The organism is Pseudomonas sp. BF-R-19 (assembly GCF_019956445.1).
Classification (GTDB): domain Bacteria; phylum Pseudomonadota; class Gammaproteobacteria; order Pseudomonadales; family Pseudomonadaceae; genus Aquipseudomonas; species Aquipseudomonas fluorescens_BH.
Genome location: NZ_JAHBDN010000034.1, coordinates 1 through 19741 on the forward strand (window position 1 = coordinate 1; position 19741 = coordinate 19741).

At 58.5% G+C, this 19741-nt stretch carries 18 protein-coding genes, 1 tRNA gene and 1 pseudogene; 3 read left to right on the top strand and 17 right to left on the bottom strand.

Annotated elements, in window-relative coordinates; genetic code table 11:
- The 5 genes from KGB28_RS04685 to KGB28_RS04705 form a co-directional block, all read right to left on the bottom strand.
- Positions 1 to 78, bottom strand: a 78-nt coding sequence (locus KGB28_RS04685; protein ID WP_223441004.1) for a hypothetical protein, incomplete at its 3' end; no start/stop codon positions are given.
- A gap of 73 nt (positions 79 to 151) precedes the next feature.
- The gene (locus KGB28_RS04690; RefSeq protein WP_411740575.1) at positions 152 to 1264 is read right to left on the bottom strand and encodes a GlxA family transcriptional regulator; all 1113 of its coding nucleotides are present in this window, start codon (positions 1262 to 1264) and stop codon (positions 152 to 154) included.
- Positions 1265 to 1374: 110 nt separating this feature from the next.
- Positions 1375 to 2775, bottom strand: a complete 1401-nt coding sequence (gene gabP / locus KGB28_RS04695) for a GABA permease (RefSeq protein ID WP_223442836.1) — start codon at positions 2773 to 2775, stop codon at positions 1375 to 1377.
- 549 nt (positions 2776 to 3324) lie between these two features.
- The gene (locus KGB28_RS04700; protein ID WP_223442839.1) at positions 3325 to 3879 is read right to left on the bottom strand and encodes a YdeI/OmpD-associated family protein; all 555 of its coding nucleotides are present in this window, start codon (positions 3877 to 3879) and stop codon (positions 3325 to 3327) included.
- A 47-nt stretch (positions 3880 to 3926) separates the two neighbouring features.
- The gene (locus KGB28_RS04705; RefSeq protein WP_223442842.1) at positions 3927 to 4382 is read right to left on the bottom strand and encodes a VOC family protein; all 456 of its coding nucleotides are present in this window, start codon (positions 4380 to 4382) and stop codon (positions 3927 to 3929) included.
- 47 nt (positions 4383 to 4429) lie between these two features.
- Here KGB28_RS04705 and KGB28_RS04710 point away from each other — a divergent pair, with 47 nt between their 5' ends.
- A complete protein-coding gene (locus KGB28_RS04710; RefSeq protein WP_223442844.1) occupies positions 4430 to 4588 on the top strand; it encodes a hypothetical protein in 159 nt (52 codons plus the stop codon).
- A 173-nt stretch (positions 4589 to 4761) separates the two neighbouring features.
- Positions 4762 to 5244, top strand: coding sequence for a GNAT family N-acetyltransferase (locus KGB28_RS04715; protein ID WP_223443033.1), 483 nt, complete (start codon positions 4762 to 4764; stop codon positions 5242 to 5244).
- A 187-nt stretch (positions 5245 to 5431) separates the two neighbouring features.
- On the opposite strand, the gene KGB28_RS04720 is transcribed toward KGB28_RS04715, so the two are convergent.
- The 12 genes and pseudogenes from KGB28_RS04720 to KGB28_RS04775 all read right to left on the bottom strand — a co-directional run bounded on the left by KGB28_RS04720 (position 5432) and on the right by KGB28_RS04775 (position 18940).
- Positions 5432 to 6325, bottom strand: a complete 894-nt coding sequence (locus KGB28_RS04720) for a LysR family transcriptional regulator (protein WP_223442846.1) — start codon at positions 6323 to 6325, stop codon at positions 5432 to 5434.
- Positions 6326 to 6405: 80 nt separating this feature from the next.
- A complete protein-coding gene (locus KGB28_RS04725; protein ID WP_223442848.1) occupies positions 6406 to 7461 on the bottom strand; it encodes an alpha/beta hydrolase in 1056 nt (351 codons plus the stop codon).
- Between the two features lie 52 nt (positions 7462 to 7513).
- Positions 7514 to 8584, bottom strand: a complete 1071-nt coding sequence (locus KGB28_RS04730) for an alpha/beta hydrolase (protein ID WP_223442850.1) — start codon at positions 8582 to 8584, stop codon at positions 7514 to 7516.
- A gap of 2 nt (positions 8585 to 8586) precedes the next feature.
- Positions 8587 to 9372 (bottom strand): carboxymuconolactone decarboxylase family protein, encoded by a 786-nt coding sequence (locus KGB28_RS04735; protein WP_223442852.1) that lies wholly within the window; start codon positions 9370 to 9372, stop codon positions 8587 to 8589.
- A 75-nt stretch (positions 9373 to 9447) separates the two neighbouring features.
- A complete protein-coding gene (locus KGB28_RS04740) occupies positions 9448 to 9939 on the bottom strand; it encodes a cupin domain-containing protein (protein WP_223442854.1) in 492 nt (163 codons plus the stop codon).
- A 40-nt stretch (positions 9940 to 9979) separates the two neighbouring features.
- Positions 9980 to 10075 (bottom strand): annotated as a pseudogene (locus KGB28_RS04745) (flavodoxin); the annotation flags it as partial.
- 287 nt (positions 10076 to 10362) lie between these two features.
- The gene (locus KGB28_RS04750) at positions 10363 to 12102 is read right to left on the bottom strand and encodes a dipeptidase (RefSeq protein WP_223442856.1); all 1740 of its coding nucleotides are present in this window, start codon (positions 12100 to 12102) and stop codon (positions 10363 to 10365) included.
- 160 nt (positions 12103 to 12262) lie between these two features.
- The gene (locus tag KGB28_RS04755) at positions 12263 to 12562 is read right to left on the bottom strand and encodes a hypothetical protein (protein WP_223442859.1); all 300 of its coding nucleotides are present in this window, start codon (positions 12560 to 12562) and stop codon (positions 12263 to 12265) included.
- Positions 12563 to 12730: 168 nt separating this feature from the next.
- Complete coding sequence (gene gltS / locus KGB28_RS04760; protein WP_223442862.1) at positions 12731 to 13945, bottom strand: sodium/glutamate symporter; 1215 nt, start codon at positions 13943 to 13945, stop codon at positions 12731 to 12733.
- Between the two features lie 224 nt (positions 13946 to 14169).
- Positions 14170 to 14730: a YSC84-related protein gene (locus KGB28_RS04765; RefSeq protein WP_223442865.1), complete on the bottom strand. Its 561-nt coding sequence runs from the start codon at positions 14728 to 14730 to the stop codon at positions 14170 to 14172.
- A gap of 301 nt (positions 14731 to 15031) precedes the next feature.
- On the bottom strand, positions 15032 to 18424 hold the full coding sequence (locus KGB28_RS04770; protein WP_411740576.1) for an Ig-like domain-containing protein: 3393 nt from the start codon (positions 18422 to 18424) through the stop codon (positions 15032 to 15034).
- A gap of 428 nt (positions 18425 to 18852) precedes the next feature.
- Positions 18853 to 18940: transfer RNA gene (locus KGB28_RS04775), tRNA-Ser, on the bottom strand.
- Between the two features lie 123 nt (positions 18941 to 19063).
- On the opposite strand from KGB28_RS04775, the gene KGB28_RS04780 reads away from it, so the two are divergent.
- Positions 19064 to 19735, top strand: a complete 672-nt coding sequence (locus KGB28_RS04780; RefSeq protein ID WP_057714309.1) for a Bax inhibitor-1/YccA family protein — start codon at positions 19064 to 19066, stop codon at positions 19733 to 19735.
- Positions 19736 to 19741 lie beyond the last annotated feature (6 nt).

Below are 19741 nucleotides of genomic sequence, written 5' to 3' on the forward strand. Positions count from 1 at the left end.
CAGCTTCTTGATGGTTTCCGGGGTTGCAGCAACCCGTGTTTCACCGGTCTGGGTTTCGAGAGGAACACCAATGTGCACGTCAAATCTCCTGCGTGATCTTATTGAGTAAACCCATGCACTACGGATGAATGGGGGTGGCAGGGACGGCCGATCAGCACGATTGCGCCAAATCAAAACGATCAATCATCCGAACACTGGCAAAAGTCGATTCGTTTCGTGCCTGGTCTAGCGCTGTCAGCGGTCTGGTCGATGAATGCTGCGTAGTCGCAAGCGTTGCAGGTTTGCCACTCATTTCAGAGCCGGAACGTTCGTCGCTTGGTGGAACACCAAAGTACTCGCGATAGCATTTGGAAAAGTGTGGTGTGGACACGAAACCGCATACATACGCCAACTCTATGATCGACAATGATGTTTGCTTAAGCAGTTGTCGCGCTCGAATAAGGCGTAATCTCAGGTAGTAGCGTGACGGCGTACATTGGAGGTATTTCTGAAATAGCCGCTCCAGCTGTCGACGTGACAGGTCAACGTATTCTGCAAGCTTATCCAGGTCGATCGGTTCCTCGAGATTGGCCTCCATCAACGCGACGATCTCCTGCAGCTTGGGCTGATGAGTTCCCAGCACATGCCTGAGCGGAACGCGCTGATGATCCTGTTCGTTGCGTATGCGCTCGTAAACAAACATCTCAGAGATGGCTGCGGATAATTCACGACCATGATCGCGGCCAATCAGGTGCAGCATCATGTCCAGCGGCGCTGTTCCCCCGGAGCTTGTGAAGCGGTTTCGGTCGAGGGTGAAGAGACTCGCGCTGATGCTGACTCGTGGGAAAGCTTCCTGCATGGCAGCCAAACATTCCCAATGCACGCTGCACTCGTAGCCATCGAGCAGCCCGGCTTTGGCGAGCGCCCAGCTACCGGTGCACACACCTCCCAACCGTCTGGATCGACGCGCCAAGGCTTGCAGCCAGGTAATGTGCTCGCGGGTAATCACGCTCTGGACTCCAACACCACCGCACACGATTACAGTGTCTGCCACTAATGGATTGTTCCATGAAGCATCTGGGGTAATCGGCACGCCGTCACTGGCCCAGACAGGCTCTCCATCGGGGCTGAACGTATGCCAGCGGTATAGCTCTCGCCCCGACAACTGATTGGCCATGCGCAGTGGCTCTACTGCGGACGCCAGGGAAATCAACGTGAATTTATCCAACAGCAGAAAACCAACGGATTGAGTCGTACCGTCGGACACGGTGGAGTTCGATGACATCGTGGTCATGTCCTCACAAAGAGCGATTACGGCCTGAGACGCAGGAGCTTGTAATACCCCCTGGCCTTGGCGTAGGGAGTATCAGGTTTGGCGCAAATACCTCCTTGGTTTTATCCCACTGACGTAGCCCTTGCATCCCGCGCAGGCTGACGCGATGTCACAAGACCGATAAAGGAAATCGCCAGCGCCAGGCCAATGGTCGAGCTCACTTCGCTACGGTGTTCCGGGGTGATCATCATGACCGCCAACGCTGCGCAAATGAACGCGATCACCAGCCATGTGAGCCACGGGAACAGCCACATGCGAAAGGCCAGTTCGACATTCTGCCGACGTAGCATCCGGCGCATACGCAGCTGCGACACCGCAATGGCCAGGTACACCAGCAAGGCAATCGCACCGGAGCTGGCCAGCAGGAAGTCAAACAGCCCGGCGGGCATGAAGTAGCTCCACACGGTGATTGCTGCGCCCAGCACGGTGCTGGCGATGACTGCTGCCCGCGGCACTCCCTCGGAGGAGGTCGCCTTCAGCGCTTTCGGCGCATCGCCCCGACGGCTCAGCGAGTACAGCATCCGCGAGGCAATGTAGATCGAGGAGTTCATGCAACTGGCCACGGCGATCAGTACTACTACGTCCACCATGAACTTGGCATGAGGAATGTTCATGATTTCCAGGGCCCGCTGATAAGAACCTACCGAGGCCAGCAGCGGATCGTTCCAGGGCACCACGGAGATGACCACGAAAATCGACAACAGGTAGAACACGCCGATGCGCCAAATCACCGAACGTGTGGCTTTGGCAATATTCTGTGACGGGTTGTCGGATTCGGCGGCGGCGATGGTGACCGCTTCAGTACCAATGAAGCTGAACATGATGGTGATGAAAGCGCCGACTACCGCCGACAGGCCGTTGGGGGCAAATCCGCCATGCTCGGCCATCAGGCCGCTCAAGCCGCTGACCTCCCGTTCGGGCACCCAGCCCATCAGCACGGCAAAACCCACGCCGATGAAACCGATGATCGCCACCACCTTGGCCATGGCGAACCAGAACTCGAATTCACCGTACTTGGAGACACTGAACAGATTGGTGATCACCAACGCAATGATCGACACCAGGGCGAACAGCCAGGCATCGATCTGGGGAAACCATTGGTTCAACACATGGCCGGCGGCCAGTGCTTCGATAGGAATCACCAGCACCCAGAACCACCAGTACAGCCAACCGATGGTGAAGCCTGCCCAACGACCTATTGCCTGGTCGGCATAGGTGGAGAACGAGCCTGTGTCCGGATTGGCCACCGCCATTTCACCGAGCATGCGCATGACCAGAACGACGAGCAGGCCTGAGAATAGGTACGCCAGTAGGACTGCTGGGCCAGCAGCTGCAATGGCATGTCCTGAGCCAACGAATAAACCGGCGCCGATAATCCCGGCGATAGACAGCATTGTTACGTGACGAGGCTTGAAGCCCTGCGCCAATTGGCCACTCGAATCCTTGGAGTTCGGGCTAATCATTGGTTTTTTTTCTCTGCTGATCGACATTTAAGCGAATTGATAGGGGCAACAGATCATCATTGTTGCCTGCTGGCCTTCCTGAAAGTGGCACCCTTCAAACGCTGCAGTTCTTATCAAACCCATCTTCGCGATGTGGTTATTTCGATGAAAAGATGCGCCACCTTACCCGGCTTGTCCGACGTTTCAGTTACCTGTTCGCGTCGCCTTCTTGCCTGATATCGACACATGCAAATTTAGCGTTCACGGTGAATACCAATCGGTCATGAAATGGCCAGGCGCAATCATTTTGTTTTGTTGAGGAATCTGCTAGAGCAGCAACGGATGGGGATAGCCTGGAAGGTTTAAGCGGGCGAGAAGGTTTCGGGACCAGGGCCGCGAGATCTCTCTGGGACGAGCGGATTGGATGATTACTGCCTGTCGCGACCGGTTGAAAACGACCCTTTGCAGACATTCATAACAATTAAGCTAAAAGGCCGGCTTTAGCCGGTCGCGGTGAACGAAGCGAACGATTTGAGCGCATTGTCAGGCGTATTCAATGGAATGTTCCATTTAAAAATTTTCTGCCTCGGGTGCACGGAAGGCCTTACTGTAGTAGCCGGACTGGTCGAAACAGCAAACCTGCTTCTTGCCGGATGCAAGCATATCGCAGGCATCACCCATTCGTTTTGCGCGCGTCTTAAGTTGCTTGGCTGAAGTAATCCAGTGTATCCAGTCTACTCGTGCGATGGTCGTCGTATTGTTCCAAACTTTACGAGCCTCAGGAGTGGCTGCCAGTGCCTCCTGAAAATCTGGCGGGATGTCAGGCTCGGGTTCCTTCTTCACAGGGATTAGCTCTAGTGTAACGATATCCCCAACGGCCGCGCCTGCGGCTTCGAGTAACTCTCTACTTACCTGCAGCCAATGGCTCAACTGACCATCCGGCTCAAGGGTTGCCTGGAAATGGTGCCCATTGATTGTGCCTTCAACTGTCGTCCTTCCTCGCCTCGGAAGCTGTTCACTCGCGTCTCTTGGCAGTACTACGAACGCCCACGACGTATCATTACCAGGCTTTGCCGGACGAAGAAGCTTTGCTTCGAATCGGGATTTCACATCGATTGTTGTCATTGCAACTCCTCCAACTAATACGCCTGACTACTATTTGGCGACATCATTCAGGCAAATGCAGCCTCTACAAACGCCTCTAGTGCCTTGTCTTCCAGGATTTCGATAGAGAAGTGCCCGAAGCGCTTGGGTAACCAGATAATACGTGTCCCGGACGGGGATTGCAGGTTCGCGCGGCCCATTGGCTTTCCGTTTTCGTCTTCTGGCTGAACACCGGCGACCATCAGTTCGTCATAGGCCTTCTCGATGTCCGGCGTCGAATAGCAGTGGCGATAAATCATCCCTTCACCCGAGGAGTCCAATAGCTCCTTCAGGTTCCCTGCCAACGGCTGTACCAACATGAAACGCTCTTGACCGATCAGCGCAATCGCGTAGCGCACATGCAGGCCACCTCGTTCCCAGACGAGCGTTTTGGAGATCCTGGCGTTCAGTATCTGTGCGTAGTAAGCACAGGCTTCCTCGAGATCCTTGACCAGTACATCGATGTGACTGAACTTCAGGTCCATTACATGCCTCCTGCTGCCCCGGCGTCCTATTGACCCATGGATGAGAAATGGGTACTGATCTCGAGATTGCTCAATCACAGACCGAGGCCAGCATGCCATTAACCACTCTCTGGCGTTGCGATGATCTTGTCGATGTCGACACCGGCAATTACTACCGTAAAACGCTTGGTTTCACAGTGGCTGACCTCAATGTTCACCTTGAATGAAGCGTTTCACCGGCTTCCCCCTGTAAATGAATACGCAAAAATAATAGTACACAGAGGCAGCCCTTCATTCGCATTTGAGGTGGACGTATGTATTCGACGGTGAAGCCGAACTGGGAACCACCTATCAGGCTCTCTATACTGGCCATCTCTGGATGGTAGTTAGAGTGCAAAATATGCCCGTTACACCCAATCAAAATTCCCCAGTCGTTTTGGTCCTGGCTCAACAAAGCGACTTGGACAATCTTGTAGCCATTCGAATTGAGGCTATGCGCGACAGTCTGGAGCGTGTTGGGCGATTTGATCCAGTGCGTGCGCGCGAGCGGTTTCTTAGCGGTTTTGAAGCCCACAACACACACTACATCGAGGTATCTGGAGAGAGGGTTGGTTTTGTAGTGGTCAAGCATCACCACAATGAACTCTTGCTCGACCACTTGTATGTGAGACCGAGCGTGCAAGGATCAGGGATAGGCTCTGCTGTTCTCACACAGATTTTCAAAGAGGCGGATGCGGCTGCGCTCCCTATTAAAGTTGGTGCTCTCAAAGAAAGCGCTTCGAATCGCTTTTATACCCGCCATGGCTTCCAATTCGTCGAAAGCAGTGAATTCGACAATTATTATGTTCGTCAGAGCGTTCCGCCGGTTGGCCCAGCTTGCTAGCTGGATGTGATGCACCTTGACGTAGGTTTTTTACACACTCTGGGCCGATTGCTGCCTGTCTCGAAGGGCTGCAAACGACTGTGGATTCAACCGGTCGATGCAACACAACTAAGCTGTCCTCCATGGCGGACCTGCTGTGCGAAGTTCCCCGTTAACGTGCCATCCAGGCACCTTAACGATGGACAATTCAACGCTTATAACGCAGCACGTCCACCACTACGCCAAACGCTGAAGAATGCTCACGGCGATTGGGGTAGTAAAGGTGGTAGCCGGCAAAGGGTTGGCACCAATCCTCCAGCACCCGCACAAGGCTACCGTCGGCAAGCTCCCTGGCGACCATATCTTCCGGCAGAAAACCCAAGCCGCAGCCCGCAACGGCAGCGCGCAGGATCGGCACGCTGCTGTTGAACGTCCATTGTCCTTCGACACGCGCCTTGAGTTCGTGACCATCCTTTTCAAAATCCCATTGCATCAGGCTCCCGTGGGTGGGCAGGCGCAAATTGATGCAGTTTTGGGCGGCCAAATCCCTTGGCTCTTTCGGAAACGGTCGCTGTTTGAAGTATTCGGGAGACCCCACTACCGCGATGCGCAACGGGGGGCCGATCGGCACGGCGATCATGTCCTTGGCCACCTGATCGCCCAGGCGCACGCCTGCGTCGTAACGCTGCGCGACGATGTCGGAGAGGGCGTAGTCGACGGTGATTTCGACCTTGATGTCCGGGTAGTCGGGAAGCACCTTCAACAGCTTGGGCCAAAGGATGTTGTTCGCTGCATGTTCGGAGGCCGATATCCGGACATTACCTGCCGGGGTATCGCGAAACTCGCTGACCGCGGCCAGTTCAAGTTCGATTTCGTCGAAGCGCGGCGCCATGGACTGATACAGCCGTTGACCGGCCTCGGTAGGGGATACGCTGCGCGTGGTCCGGGTCAGCAGGCGAACGCCGAGCCTGGTTTCGAGCGCGCGCATGGTGTGGCTCAGCGCAGACTGCGAGACCCCCAGCTGTGCGGCGGCGCGAGTGAAGCTGCCTTCGCGGGTAATGACCACGAAGGCTTGCAGATCGTTGAGGTTGGCGCGGGACATTGATGAGAACCTCTCATGCGGAGCGCGGGATTATTCCATGTAATCAGGTTGCGCATGGATGCGCGACCCCAACGAGCCCATCACAAGGTTCTTGCGAAAAACGGCGTCAACTTGCCGAGTGCAGCTTCCACATACTTGGGAACCCAGTAGGTTTCGATGTGCGTTGCGCCGTCGATGATGAACAACTCCTTGTCTTTCGTACCGGTGGCTTTGGGGAACGCGTCCTGGGTCATGTACAGGCTGTCGGCCTTGCTGCCGGCGATCATCAGCAATGGCTGATTGATCAGTTCGATCTGGTTGGTGGCGTCGAAGCGCATCAGATCCAGCAGGCTGCTCGTGGTGTACTTGAAGGTCGAGTCAGGGTGGGCATGGGTCTTCCAGTAGTACTCGTAACCCTGGCGATACAGCTCGAACGGCAGTTTGGCGATTTGCTCGTCGGTGAGGTTGGCATCACCGGAATAGAGCACCGCGCCGCCGGCTGCTTCCTGGGCGCGGGCAGCGGAAGCCTGTTGCAGGCGTTGCTCGATGGTGTCCAGTTGCGAGTCGTTGTAGCCATTGCGACGCACCCGTCCAGAGTTGAACATGCTCACGGTCGCCACCGACTTGAATCGCTTGTCGGTTTGCGCGGCGGCCAACGAGTAGCCACCGCCACCGCAGATGCCGAGCAGGCCCAGGCGCTTGCCGTCGACGCCGGCATACTGAGTGATGAAGTCCGCCATGCCGTGGATATCCTCGATACGGTACGCCGGCTTGTCGATGCTGCGCGGCTGTCCGCCACTTGCGCCTTGATACGCGGCATCGGCGGTGATCGTGATGTAGCCTTGTTCAGCCAGGCGCTGGGCATACAGGCCGGCCACTTGCTCTTTCACGCCGCCGTTCGGGTGCGCCACCACCACCGTGGGATAGACCTTCTTCGCATCGTAGTTGGCAGGGGTGTAGACGTTGGCAGCGATGTCCAGGCCATTGAGCTTGTAGCTGACCGGGTGGATGTTGACCTTGCCGGGCTCGTTCTTGGTGATTGCACCGTCGTAAGCCAGGGTGAACGGGTTCTTTTTGTAGTCGGCGGCACCGGCTTCGCCAGCAGACATACCGACCATGGCGGCCATCAGCGAGGCTTTCAGAATGGTGTTTCTCATAAGAGTCTCCGGAGCATTAAAAGGGGGCGTTTGAAAAACTGTTCTGTAGCCGTCAATCCAGATGCTTTTCGGTCAGGAACCCGGACACCAGGTCCGCGATCTGCACGTTGTTCAAATCCGACATGGGGAAGTGGGTATTGCCCTTGATGCCAATCTCCGGCAAGTGGATCAGCCTCACGTCACCGCCATGCCGGTTGACGGCATCGCGCCATAGCCGGGCCATGGTGAGGCGGGCGCGCCAACTGTCCTGGGCGGGCAGGTCGACGGCCTGCTCCGGGATGTTGTCGCCGTAGAGGATCAGGATCGGAATGCGCGTGAGCGCCATGAACTGATCCATCGGCACCGCTGCGCCTTGCACCGTGTCGAACGCGCTGGGAGTCGGCGCGGGGACCTCACCCTGCGCGAAGACGAAGCTGCTGCCCGGCTCGAAAGCCACGATGGCCTTGACCTTGTTGTTCTTGATCGCCGTCAACCAACCCGGTCCGCCACCCTGCGAGTGAGTGAACAGGATGCCGGGGCCGATTTTGTCGAACACCGCCGACACGCCATCGGAGACCACGTTCATGTCGAACGGCCCGGTGTTCGGCGTCATTGCGCGGAAGAACTGGTCGCGGGTTTGCGCATCCCGGGCAACCTGCACACCTTCGAAATAGTCGGGCCAAAGGCCGATGCGGAACTGGTTGAACCAGAGCTGCTCGTCCGGGACAGGCTTGACCGTCGCCTCGACCATGCTGCGCCCGGCATCGCCACGACGCGGCTGGTCGATCAGATACACGCCGAACTGTCGGCGCAGAAAGATGTTCTGGAAACCTTCGCGGCCATCCGCGGTGGTTTCCCAGGTCTTGGAAAACTGACCGGCGCCGTGCCACATGACGATGGGCAGCTTTCGCGCATCGACCGGGATCTGGTAGAAGGTGTAGGCATGGTCGCCGTGGTAGGTCTGGCCGTCTGGCGTCATGGGCTTACGCGGATTGAACGTGCCCGGTGCGGTGATCATCGTCCCGCCAGCGGCGAAGCTGCCTTGCTCCTGAATCATCAAGGGAGCGGCGGCATTGGCATGGCTTGCACAGGCGGCAAGCACGCTCAGCAGGGCAACGCTCAGCAGGTTTTTTCCAGTCTTCATGTTCAACCTCCCGAGGCAGCAAGTGCCTGTGTCAGGGCTGTGCCTGCACGTTTGGCGGCTTGTTCATCGCCGTGCTTGGCCAGTACCTCGATGACCTGGCGCAATTGCTCCACGCTCAACCCAACCCGCATGCTTGCACGCATGTGCGAGCGCAACTGCGACTCCACGCCCGGCGTTGCGGCCAGCGCCCCGACGGTCGCCAGCTCCCTGCTTTGCCAGTCGAGGTTGTCGCGCTCGAAGATGTCGCCGAACAGGTGGGTTTGCAGGAACTGATTGATGACCGGGGCGAAATCGAACACCGGCCCCTTGACCGGCCCACCCGAGATACGGGTTTGATTGGCCGTTCCTGCCGCGAGCAAAGCTTCACCGGTTGGGATGGCATGGCCAGGTTCGATTCCAGGCGCATCCTGGATGCCGCGCTGTTTGCGTGCTTGCACCACCGTCATCAGTTCATTCAATGCATTGAGGCTGCGGGGGAAGCCGACATAGGCGTAGAGCTGCACCAGGATTTCCCTGGTCTCGCTGACCGTCAGGCCGGCGTCCAGGCCTTGGTTCAACGCAGCGTTGAGCTGGGGCATGTCGCTGGTCGCCATGAATGCTGCGATCAGCGAAATGGTCTGTTGCCTGGTCGACAGCGTTTGGGCCGCAGGTTGTGTACTGGTCATGGGTTGCGATGCCTCGGCTTTCTGAGTGGCAACACCCGACACCAACCCAAGGCCCAGACACAGGGCTATCCGCGCGGGGAAGGGGCCGGTCTTGCGACGTGCGATCGGTGTGTCAGTGGTCATCGTGAAAGGCTCCATCCATTGCTCATCACTGCCTTGGCAGGCGGTACTCGAGTGAGGTTGATCTACAACAAACAGCTACATGCCCTGCGCGGGCGATTGACCTTCGTACTGCGCATCCGGAACTTTTTCCGCCCAGGTGACAGCCTTGCCGTCCTCGGCTTCGGCGATTGCGATATGAGTCATTCCGTTGGTGGCCGTCGCGCCATGCCAGTGACGTGTGTGCGGCGGGATCCAGACAATGTCACCCGGACGGATTTCCTGACGTGGGCCGCCCTCTTGCTGCACGTAGCCGACCCCGGCGGTGACGATCAGCGTTTGCCCCAACGGATGGGTATGCCAGGCCGTGCGGGCGGCGGGTTCGAAGGTCACCGTGCCACCGCCGATGCGGGCAGGGGAATCACCCTTGAACAGGCCATCAACCCGAACCGTGCCGGTGAAGTTTTCCGCAGCGCCCTTGACGGAGGGCTGAGCGCCGACGTGGGTGATGCGGATCTCGTTGGAGGCCTGGGCGCTGGTTTCTCCAGCCATGAGGGATAAGGCCACCAATGGGGCGATCAAGGGATTCATCAATGTTGCTCCTAAAGGCGGGTCAGCCAACTGCGAGGCAGCCGCCGTGGGTGTTGAAGGGGATGATGGTTTTCCCGCTGAGGTCGTGGGCCGTCAGGAACGAGCGCACAACGGGAGGCGTGGTTTCACCCCAAATTCCCGCTTTTGATGGTCAGGCTGCACGTCAGTGACATCGGCTGGGTGCAGGACCGCTGGGGAAACAGTAAGCGAGCTAACGGATGAGCACTAGACGGGTAAATCGGCAAGGGTTCATGAGGTTTGTTCATCAATCTGTGTAGGAGCGAGCTTGCTCGCGATGGAGGCCAACGATGAAGCGGGAAACCAGACGCACCGTGGCGCCCTTGGGTTTTTCGCGAGCAGGCTCGCTCCCACAGAGGAAGTGAAAGCAATGGACCCGCCAGGGCGGCGGGTCCGAAGGGGGGATCAAAGTTTCGGCAATTGCCCGATGCGGCCCATCATCTCGGTCACGATCTGCAAGTCCAGCAGGAACTGCTCGGTGGTCTTGAACTCGTTGTCGTTGTGACCGGTGTATTTGACGTCCGGCATGGCCAGGCCGAATTGCACGCCGTTGGGCAGTTCATGCACGGAGGTGGCGCCGGCGGAGGTGCCGAACTTGTGTTCCATGCCGAGGTTTTCGCTGGCCACCGCGAGCAGGGCCTTGACCCATTCACCCTCGGGGTTGCGGTACATCGGTTCGGCAATCGACAGGTCGAAGGTTGGTGTGATGCTGGTCTTCTTGCTCCAGGCGTCCAGCTTTGCGGCGATTTCGGACTGGAGCACTTGCGGCGTCTTGCCCTTCGGTACGCGCAGGTTGACCGCGAGTTTGAAGGCTTTGTCATCCATCCCGACATAGGTCAGGGAAGTGGTCAGCGGGCCCATGAACGCATCGGCAAAACCGATCCCCAACTTGCCACCCAGGTAGTCCAGCCCCCAGTTCTCGGCGGCGTAGCGGGCGGCGTCCGTGATCTGGTTGTGCTTGAGCGCGACCTTGCCGTCGAGGCCATTGATGAAGTCGAGCATCCTGGCCACCGGGTTGACGCCGGACTCGGGCTCGGAGGAGTGGGCGGACACACCGGTGACCGTCAGTTTGACGTCCTTGCCGTCGACCTTGGCGGCGACCTCGAAGTTGCCGCCGTTGCGCTTGGCATACTCGCTGCCGGCCTTTTGCAGGCTGGCGGCCAGTTCGGCGGGCTTGTCGGTGACCAGGGTCGCGACCGATGTCGACGGAATCTGGTTGGTGGCCAGGCCGCCGGTCATCGAGGTGATTTCTGCGCCCTTGCCATGCGCGGCGCGCTTGGCGAAGCTGGCCATGACCGTGCCGTAGCCTTTCTCGGCGATCACCACCGGGTAGCCGCCATCCAGCGCCAGGTTGTAGTTGGGCGTGGGGTTGCGTTCGAAGTAGTAGGGGATGGCATCGCCGCTGGTCTCTTCGGTGGTGTCGACCAGCAGTTTGAAGTTGCGGGCCAGCGGCAGCTGCTCTTCCTTGATGATCTTCATGGCGTAGAGCGCCACCACGATGCCGTTCTTGTCATCCTCGGTGCCGCGGCCATACATGCGATCGCCGATCAGGGTGACCTTGAACGGGTCGAGGCGGGTGCCATCCTGCAACACCCAGTTTTCCGGCGTCACCGGCACCACATCGGCATGGGCGTGGATGCCCACGACTTCATCGCCGGAGCCTTCGAGGGAGATCTCGTAGACGCGGTTGTCGATGTTGCGAAAATTCAGGTTGAACGCCTGGGCCAGGCCCTTGATCTTCTCGGCAATCTTGAGGAATTCGGGGTTGTCGTGCTGGGCCACGCCGTCCACGTTCACGGTAGGAATGGCCACTAGCTCCTTCAAGGTTTCGGTGGCCGCGCTGCCGTATTTCACCCGGGCATAGAGGCCAAGCAAACGATGGATTTCGTTTTGCTGTTCAGCGCTAAGCGTCTTGTTGTCGAGGAAGGCACGGATGGCCGGGCCGAGGTCGTCGGTCTTGGCGATATCGCTCTTGGCCAGGCTTCCCAGGAACTGCCTGAAATCCTTGACCGATGCATCGCTGAAGGTCTTGAGGATGATCGCGCTCTGTTGCTGGGTGATGTTGGCGTGGGCAGCGGTGGTGAACGACGAAAGGCTGGCGAGCATCAGGGTGGTCGCGGCCAGGTGCTTGAGGGAAAAATCCATTGCTGGGGGCATTCCTTTGCAGGCGGTTTGTAAGAAATATCTGATCGCTTGATCAGAAACTTTTCAAAGCTAACACCACGAGCGTGTGAAACGGGAGCCCCTGAAGTGGGATCTGTCGCACAGAAAGGCAAAAGCGACGCAGAAATGAAAAACCGCTCTATCAATGCTTACATTCCGCCATCACCACTTTGCAGGTGTTCGGCGTGCCGCCGGATCGGCCCGCATAACGGATGCAATTATCCAGGGATTTCTGGCGAGCCATGTCCAATGTGTCGGCCCAGGCGAGGCCACCTTCGCCGACAGTGGGGAGGGCTTTTGCGTAGCAGGTTGAACCCGTGCTTGGGGCTGAATAGTGAGCCGTGGTGGCTTTGCCTGAACAGCCGGCTATCAGCGCCAGATTGACGGCGAGCAGAGATAGCAGGATCCATGACGAGCATTGGCGTGCAGTGTGTCCCGTCATCCCGGTTCCCCTGTAGCAAGAGGCGCATTTGAGATCGTACCTGGCCGGATCAGGGCTTGGGGCACACTCTTTCTTTGAGCCTATCCTTGCGGCATCGATCCTGCTGCTCCTTTCGTCCGCTTTCCTGAGTTCGGTGTGTCTGGCCGTCCGAGAGTCGGGCTGAGGTCGCTACAGACCACTGAACATGCTGATGATCACGGCATTGACCAGGTCAATGAAAAAGCCGCACACCAGCGGCACGATCAGGAAGGCCTGGTGCGCTGCGCCGTATTTTTGCGTCACGGTCGACATGTTGACGATGGCCGTCGCCGTGGAGCCGAGGGCAATCCCGCCGAATCCGGAAGCGATCACGCTGGCTTCGTAATTGCGCCCCATGAAGCGGAAGACCACAAAATACGTATAGGCGACCGTCAGCAGGATTTGCAGGGTCAATGCGCACAGAATGAACATCAACGCGCCGTTGAGCTGCCATAGCTGAAGCCCCATCAGGGCCATGGTCAAGAACATGCCAAGACAGATATCGGAGATCAGCGACAGGCCCAGGCTGGCACCGCTCCAGGTTTTCAGTCGTTGATCACCCACAAAGGCCAGAACGAGGTGGTGAATGACGATGCCCGCGAACAGGCAGCTGACAAACTTGGGCAGGGTGATGCCGGCATCGACCAACAGCAGGTTGAGTCCATAGCCGAGCATCAGGGTCAGGTTGAGCCACATCCAGGCCCAGAGCACGTCGTAGTAGTCCAGCGCCTTGCCCGGTTGTTGCTCGAGAATGCCGACTTCCAGTTCTGCATCCCTGGACGGCGTCAGTTGATAACGGCGTATCAGCTGGTTGGCGATAGGGCCGCCGATGACGCAAGCGGCAATCAGGCCGACGGTGTTGCTGGCGATGCCCAGTTCGTGGGCGTTGCTGATACCCAGTTTTTCGACGAAGAGCGGTGCCCAGGCCAGGGTGGTGCCCACTCCACCCGTGAGGGAAATGGAGCCCACCATCAAGCCCGCCTTGGGATCAAGTCCAAAAACCTCGGCCACACCCATGCCCAGCGAGTTCTGCAACAGAATGAACACGGCGGCGAGCAACAGCAGGATCAGCAGCGGGCGCCCACCCTTGAGCAGTTGGCGCATGTCCGATTTCAAGCCAATGCCGGCAAAGAAATAGAGCAGCAGGGTGTCGCGAACTTGCAGATCGAATTCGATCTGGATATTCAGGCCGAAGTACAGCAAGGACGTCACCGCCGCACAGACGAAACCGCCGACCACCGATTCGGGGATACAGTATTGACGCAGAAAGGTGTTGTGCTGGACGAGGGTCTTGCCGAGGAAAAGCAGGAGGATGGCGAGGGTAAAACTCACGAGGCCGTGAACCTGGAAGAGCTGTGAAGTCATTTAAGGCCTACCTAAAAACTGGAAAATCATTATCAGGATTCGCTCATTCAATGTTTAGACCTGAATCAATGAACGGTCGAAACAGCCTTGCTCATCCAGATGGCTTCCCAATCATCAGGTGCGTCTGTGCGCCAGGAGTGAGGACAGCCTAGCCTAAACGGGAAAACCCATCCGGGTTGGCACAGGCTGCCATCACGCTCCCGATGGCCAGTCAGACTGTGACTTCAGCGCTTGATCAGAGAAATCTTCGTTCCCTCGATACTGACCCCCGCCATTAATCCTTGCTGGTCGAAGATGAATGCGTAGGCGTCGTCTTTCAGCGTCGAGCTGGACAGGTTCTTCGCAACCCCTTCATCCACAAACACGACTGTTGGCCCTACACCGATTTCCCAGCCCTTGGTTTTGGCTACATAGTCCACGGCTTTATCGGTCATCAGGAAAACCACATAGCCGTACGACTGGGCGCCGGCCTGCAGCCCCCATGAGCCGCTGACGGAGTTGTAGTAGTTCTCGACTTTCGTGCCCTTCATTAAAACGCCTTCGCCATAGCTGCCGCCGAACACAAGTCCCGCCTTGATGATGTTCGGGAAGACCAGCACAGCCTTGGCTTGGTGCGAGATGGTTTCGGAGAATGGATTGGTCTTGTAGAGCGTCTGCAACGCTTGTCGAGCGTCGGCATTCAGATCCTCGGCAGTGGCCGCTGCGGCATTGTTCAGTAAACCGGCCGATGCCAGTGTTGCAATCGCGAGGAAGAACGAGAGGAAGAAGCGCATTGATTGAGTCATTTGCGTACTCCGTCGAGGGAGCAGGGGGATGAGAGCAGCGGCAAGTGCCTGTGTCACGCAGGAACCGAACCCACTGAGGTTATCCGGCGCACCCTGAAATGTGTGAATTGCAGGCATCGCTCGTGAATTTGCGCTGCCTTCAGCTGTTATGACCGTTGCGTAATGGACGGGTTCGTTGTCACTACTGCTTCTGGCCGATGGTTTCCCGTTGCACGGGGTTTATCCAGGGTCTGGGCTGAAGTGGGGGGGCTTGTAGCAAGAGGGCTCAATGAAGCCCTCATTGCTAAAGCCAGGTTTTAACTCAGTTCGCCTTTATCGGTACTGTCACGGTTTTGCCGAAGGCCGATTTGATGGTCGCCGTCGGGCTCGGCGACGGGCCACTGCCGGCGGTCGTCACTGCTATATTCCAGCGCGCGCCTGTAGCCGTAGTCGTCAGGACGGCGGCGCCAAGGTTCACCGTACCGGTTGTGGTCGTGGCCGTCGCCGTGATGGTATTGCCCGTGCCACGCGAGGTGGTGCCGGACAGGACCCAATACCAGCGGCTGTTGCTGCGGGCGGTGACGGTGGCGCTGGTGACGATCAGGCTCTCGTTGACCGCTGCCGAGACCGCTACGGACACCGTCGCCGGTGCCGACTCCGCGTCCTTGGCATCGCTGGCGCTATAGGAAAAGGTTGCGGTGAACGGCGCGGGGACCGTGGCCGGTGGTGTGTAGGTCACGCGCAGACCGTCGGTGCTGACCACGCCCTTGCCGGAGTCCGGTTGCTCCAAGCCCACCACTTTAAGTGGCACGTTACCGTCAGGGTCGGTGTCGTTGGCCAGCACGTTGATGATCACCGGTTGGCCGTTGTTGCTGACGGCGCTGTCGGGGTTGGCGATCGGTTTTTGGTTATCGCCTTCGTTATTGGTACGGGTATCGCCAGTGCGGAAGGTCGGCAACGCGGAGGAATTGACGTAGGTGACGCCGTCCCAGCCGGGCAGGGGAGCTGGCATCAACTGGAACTGGCCGGGGTGCTCGATATCCCAGCGCAGCAACATGGACGTGTCCTCGTGCTGGGTGTTGTGGCAGTGCTCCATGTAAGTCCCGGCGAATTCCCGGAAGCGGATCGCCATTTCCACATCCACCGAGCTGTCGATGCCATCGCCGATGCGATAGACGTCCTTGCGCGCCCATTTCTCCCATTCCGGCGGCGGGTTGCCATCGCGGTGGAGGACGATCCCCTCTTCGAAGTGCACGTGCACCGGGTGGTTCCAGCCATTGCCGCCGCTCTTGATTTTCCACACCTCAAGGGTGCCGTCGCCGGAGAACCCGGCAGGGGTCGGGCCGTTGGCCAGTTGCGGGGCGGCGCTGATGATTCGAGGGTCCATGGGGAAGCCGAATTGACCACCGTCGGTCTTGATCGTCCAGGGTGCTTCGTCGGTGCCGTCGGAGCGGCCGAAGATGAACTCGCGATGCCGCGCCACCTTGAGCTTGGCCTGCACCACCGGATCGTCGCGGTTGAGGGTCAACGGGATCATGGTCTTGCCGGCCGGTTTGCCCGGTTTGGCGGGTTCGTAGTCGGCGGGGTTCATGCTCACGTCCTGGCCAGAATAAGGCTGGACCACCAGCTGCAGGAACTTGCCCACCGCCGGGTCGCCGCCGTCCCATTCCAGCCCTTTGCTGCCCAGCTTGAGCACCGCCTTGTACGTCCCGGACAGGACATCGGCCAGGCTCAGCACTGTAGCCTCCGGCCCCTTGCCGTCGTGGTGCTCCATCAGGTTGACGAAGTACAGCTTGTCGCCGGTGTTGATCCCGTTTTTCGCGAAGTTGACGATGATGTCGTAACGCTCGGCGATGCCCATGGTCGGCAGGATGGCGTTGTGGTTCTGCATGTCGCCGTTACTTTCCAGGTCCAGGCTGCCGTCGAACGGCACGGCATATTCCATAAGGTTGCCGTCGTTGGCAATCAAGTGGAACGGCACGCGGCTATAGGACAGGCCGGAACCGGCCGGGCCGGGGAATTCGCCGCCGGTGCCGGCGACTTCACGCACCAGCGCGATCCTGAAGTAGCGCGATACCGAGCCATTGAGGATGCGGAAGCGATAGCTGCGCGCCCGCACATTCAGGCGCGGCTGGTACTGCCAGTTGACCAGGATCTGGTCGCCGAGAAAGCCATCGGTGTTGAACGGGTTGAACCACAGCTGGCCGTTCTGATCCCAGGCCTTGTCGGCAATCATCAGGTTCACATCGTAGTCGCGGTTGCCCCAGGGCAATGCCGAACCGCTGGGCAGGCGCAGGTTGACGCCGTCTTCGAAGGCTTCGTTACCGCGATCCAGGGCGCTGTAGTAATTCATCATCACCGCGTTGCCCTTGTAGACGTTCTGCGCGGTGAAATCGACCATGTGGTCGTGGAACCAGTGGGTGCTCATGGTTTCGCGCCAGTCGCCACGGATCTTGATGCTGCCGTTGTTGCACGTCTTCAGGCCTGGAGTGGCATCGTTGACGAACAGGGTTTCGCCCGGGGCGCAGGGGAACGCTGCACGCGGATCCTGAGCGCTGGTGTTGATGGTGTCGTAACCGGCCAGTTGTATCGGCCAGCGATAGTCGTAGTACTGCCCCGGAAAGAAAAACGCACCGGAAAAGCCATCGCTTTCGGCCGGGGAGTGGCCGTTGTGTTCGTGGGTGGTGAGGGTGTGCAGGCCAAACCCCATGTTGGCCGACGGATCGATCGGCAGGGCGTTGTAGTGACGCATCAGCGCGGCTTGACCGTACCGCACCATCAACAGTTTTGGCGGAAAGGTGCCGTCGAAGGTCCAGAGCGCCTTGTGGTTCTGAATCGGCATGTTGGGGTGAAAACGAACATTTATGCCTTTGGTGGTGCCCGCAATGACCGGGGTGTTCGAGGTCTGGTTGTAGAGCCCGCCAGGCCCGAACTCACCGACGGCGTAGTTGTGCAACTGTCGGCGGTCGCGCATGCCGCTGTTGAGCTGGGCGCCCGCTTGAGCGGTCTTGAACCCGACCTGCGGGTAAAACTCGTTCCAGCGCTGATGCGACCAGCCTTTTCCTGGTGGACGACCTTCGGCCGGCGAGCCGACCGGATGGCGGTTGAGGAAGGCTTCGATCTGCGCTTTCCACGGGTTGCGGTCCAGCACGTTGGAAAACTGCGACGGAAACGGGAACAGCCCCGGCTGGCGCATGAAGGCTACCAGCGCCGTGGGCGAAGGGCCGCTGCGGGCGATGTTGTTCGGGTCCTGCGTGGGCGCCGGGCCGACGAGCGGAACCGGGAAGGTCAGGGGCGGTGCCGGCAGTGTCGGGTCGAGTTTTTCCGTGCCGAATTCTTCGAGCAGCAGCAGTTGCTGAGTGTACGGCTGGGCCCCGAACAACGGGCTGGGCTTGCCGTTGGTGGGGATTTTGAAGGATGTCTGCAGGGCTGGCGGCAGCACGTTGTCAGCCGTTGGCGTGGTGCGGGTGCCAAACACGCCATTGGGCAGGGCGATGGCGCCCTGGTTGACGGGTGGCATGGCCCGTAAGGCATCCGCCGCGGCATCGAGATCGGCCGGCGGGTTGCTAAACGCCGAGGGGTCCGTCGGTGGTGGCGGACCGAAATCATCCAGCGGTACGGCGTTGACGGTGGTCAGGGTAAGGAGCATCGCCCAAGGCAGGCTTGACCTGCGCAGAAAGGCGATGGAGCTGCATGGTAGCGTCGCGCGTTTCATTTTCCACCCCTTGCGTCATGCCGAAGCTGGCAAGCCCCGCCGTCTCCATGATGTCCGGGACGACAGCTGTTGCGGGTATCAGGGGGTGGTGCAACTAATGGGCCACTACCATGGCGGGCAGAAAAAGTTCAAATTAATTAGCAATTTGTTTCTAAATATTACAGGGTGGAGTGGGGGGGGAGTGGGGAATATTCCTCAACTTAGGTGGTAAATGCCCGGTTGAGTGGGTGTAGTGCCCCATTTATGGAGAGAGTCGCGACTGTTTCACCGACCGTTTTTGGTAGGGACAAAGAGACCATTCGAAAAACTGGCCGCTGCTCGAAAAGCAGGACTCCATCCAGGGTGTAGGCTGAAGTGTGGGCTGGGGCTTTTTACCAAACCCCAGAAACGACAAAGCCCTGAATAATCAGGGCTTTGTCGTATAAAGATGGCGGAGGCGATGGGATTCGAACTCATGGACCTGTTACAGTCGACGGTTTTCAAGACCGTTGCCTTAAACCACTCGGCCACACCTCCGTTTGCGTTGCGGGCGCCATAATACCTGAATGAAACACACTGTCAAACTCTCTGCATAGCTTGTTACAGAGCGTCTGTTATGATCTTTGCGACTGAACGTTTCAAACCAACAGGAGTGTCGCCATGCGCGAACAGGATTACGCAGTTAATAACAGCGTGCAGGCTGAGCAGCTAGAGGTTAGCCGCGTCCTGCGCAACACATACGGCTTGCTCGCCCTGACCCTGGCTTTCAGCGGTGTGACAGCCTACGTTGCCCAGCAGATGCATGTTGGCTACCCGAACATTTTCGTGGTGCTGATCGGCTTCTACGGTCTTTTCTTCCTCACCAACAAACTCCGTGATTCGGCCTGGGGCCTGGTGTCGGCATTTGCCCTGACCGGTTTCATGGGTTTCCTGCTGGGCCCGATCCTCAACCGTTACCTGGGTATGCAGGGCGGCGCTGAAGTGGTCAGCTCGGCTTTCGCGATGACGGCGCTGGTGTTCGGCGGTCTGTCGGCGTATGTGCTGATTACCCGCAAGGACATGAGCTTCCTCGGCGGTTTCATCACGGCAGGTTTCTTCGTGCTGCTGGGTGCAACGCTGGCGAGCCTGTTCTTCCAGATCAGCGGCCTGCAACTGGCGATCAGCGCAGGTTTCGTGCTGTTCTCCTCGGTCTGCATCCTGTTCCAGACCAGCGCCATCATTCATGGCGGCGAGCGTAACTACATCATGGCCACCATCAGCCTGTATGTATCGATCTACAACCTGTTCGTCAGCCTGTTGCAGCTGTTCGGCATCATGAGCCGCGATGACTGATCCTCG

Coding starts and splice junctions, on each gene's coding strand:
- KGB28_RS04705 (WP_223442842.1), bottom strand. CDS start 4,382: ATGGACCTGAAGTTCAGTCACATCGATGTACTGGTCAAGGATCTCGAG.
- KGB28_RS04700 (WP_223442839.1), bottom strand. CDS start 3,879: ATGACAACAATCGATGTGAAATCCCGATTCGAAGCAAAGCTTCTTCGT.
- KGB28_RS04715 (WP_223443033.1), top strand. CDS start 4,762: ATGCCCGTTACACCCAATCAAAATTCCCCAGTCGTTTTGGTCCTGGCT.
- KGB28_RS04720 (WP_223442846.1), bottom strand. CDS start 6,325: ATGTCCCGCGCCAACCTCAACGATCTGCAAGCCTTCGTGGTCATTACC.
- gltS (WP_223442862.1), bottom strand. CDS start 13,945: ATGACTTCACAGCTCTTCCAGGTTCACGGCCTCGTGAGTTTTACCCTC.
- KGB28_RS04780 (WP_057714309.1), top strand. CDS start 19,064: ATGCGCGAACAGGATTACGCAGTTAATAACAGCGTGCAGGCTGAGCAG.
- KGB28_RS04725 (WP_223442848.1), bottom strand. CDS start 7,461: ATGAGAAACACCATTCTGAAAGCCTCGCTGATGGCCGCCATGGTCGGT.
- KGB28_RS04755 (WP_223442859.1), bottom strand. CDS start 12,562: ATGACGGGACACACTGCACGCCAATGCTCGTCATGGATCCTGCTATCT.
- KGB28_RS04740 (WP_223442854.1), bottom strand. CDS start 9,939: ATGAATCCCTTGATCGCCCCATTGGTGGCCTTATCCCTCATGGCTGGA.
- KGB28_RS04765 (WP_223442865.1), bottom strand. CDS start 14,730: ATGACTCAATCAATGCGCTTCTTCCTCTCGTTCTTCCTCGCGATTGCA.
- KGB28_RS04750 (WP_223442856.1), bottom strand. CDS start 12,102: ATGGATTTTTCCCTCAAGCACCTGGCCGCGACCACCCTGATGCTCGCC.
- KGB28_RS04690 (WP_411740575.1), bottom strand. CDS start 1,264: ATGTCATCGAACTCCACCGTGTCCGACGGTACGACTCAATCCGTTGGT.
- KGB28_RS04710 (WP_223442844.1), top strand. CDS start 4,430: ATGGGTACTGATCTCGAGATTGCTCAATCACAGACCGAGGCCAGCATG.
- KGB28_RS04770 (WP_411740576.1), bottom strand. CDS start 18,424: ATGAAACGCGCGACGCTACCATGCAGCTCCATCGCCTTTCTGCGCAGG.
- KGB28_RS04730 (WP_223442850.1), bottom strand. CDS start 8,584: ATGAAGACTGGAAAAAACCTGCTGAGCGTTGCCCTGCTGAGCGTGCTT.
- gabP (WP_223442836.1), bottom strand. CDS start 2,775: ATGATTAGCCCGAACTCCAAGGATTCGAGTGGCCAATTGGCGCAGGGC.
- KGB28_RS04735 (WP_223442852.1), bottom strand. CDS start 9,372: ATGACCACTGACACACCGATCGCACGTCGCAAGACCGGCCCCTTCCCC.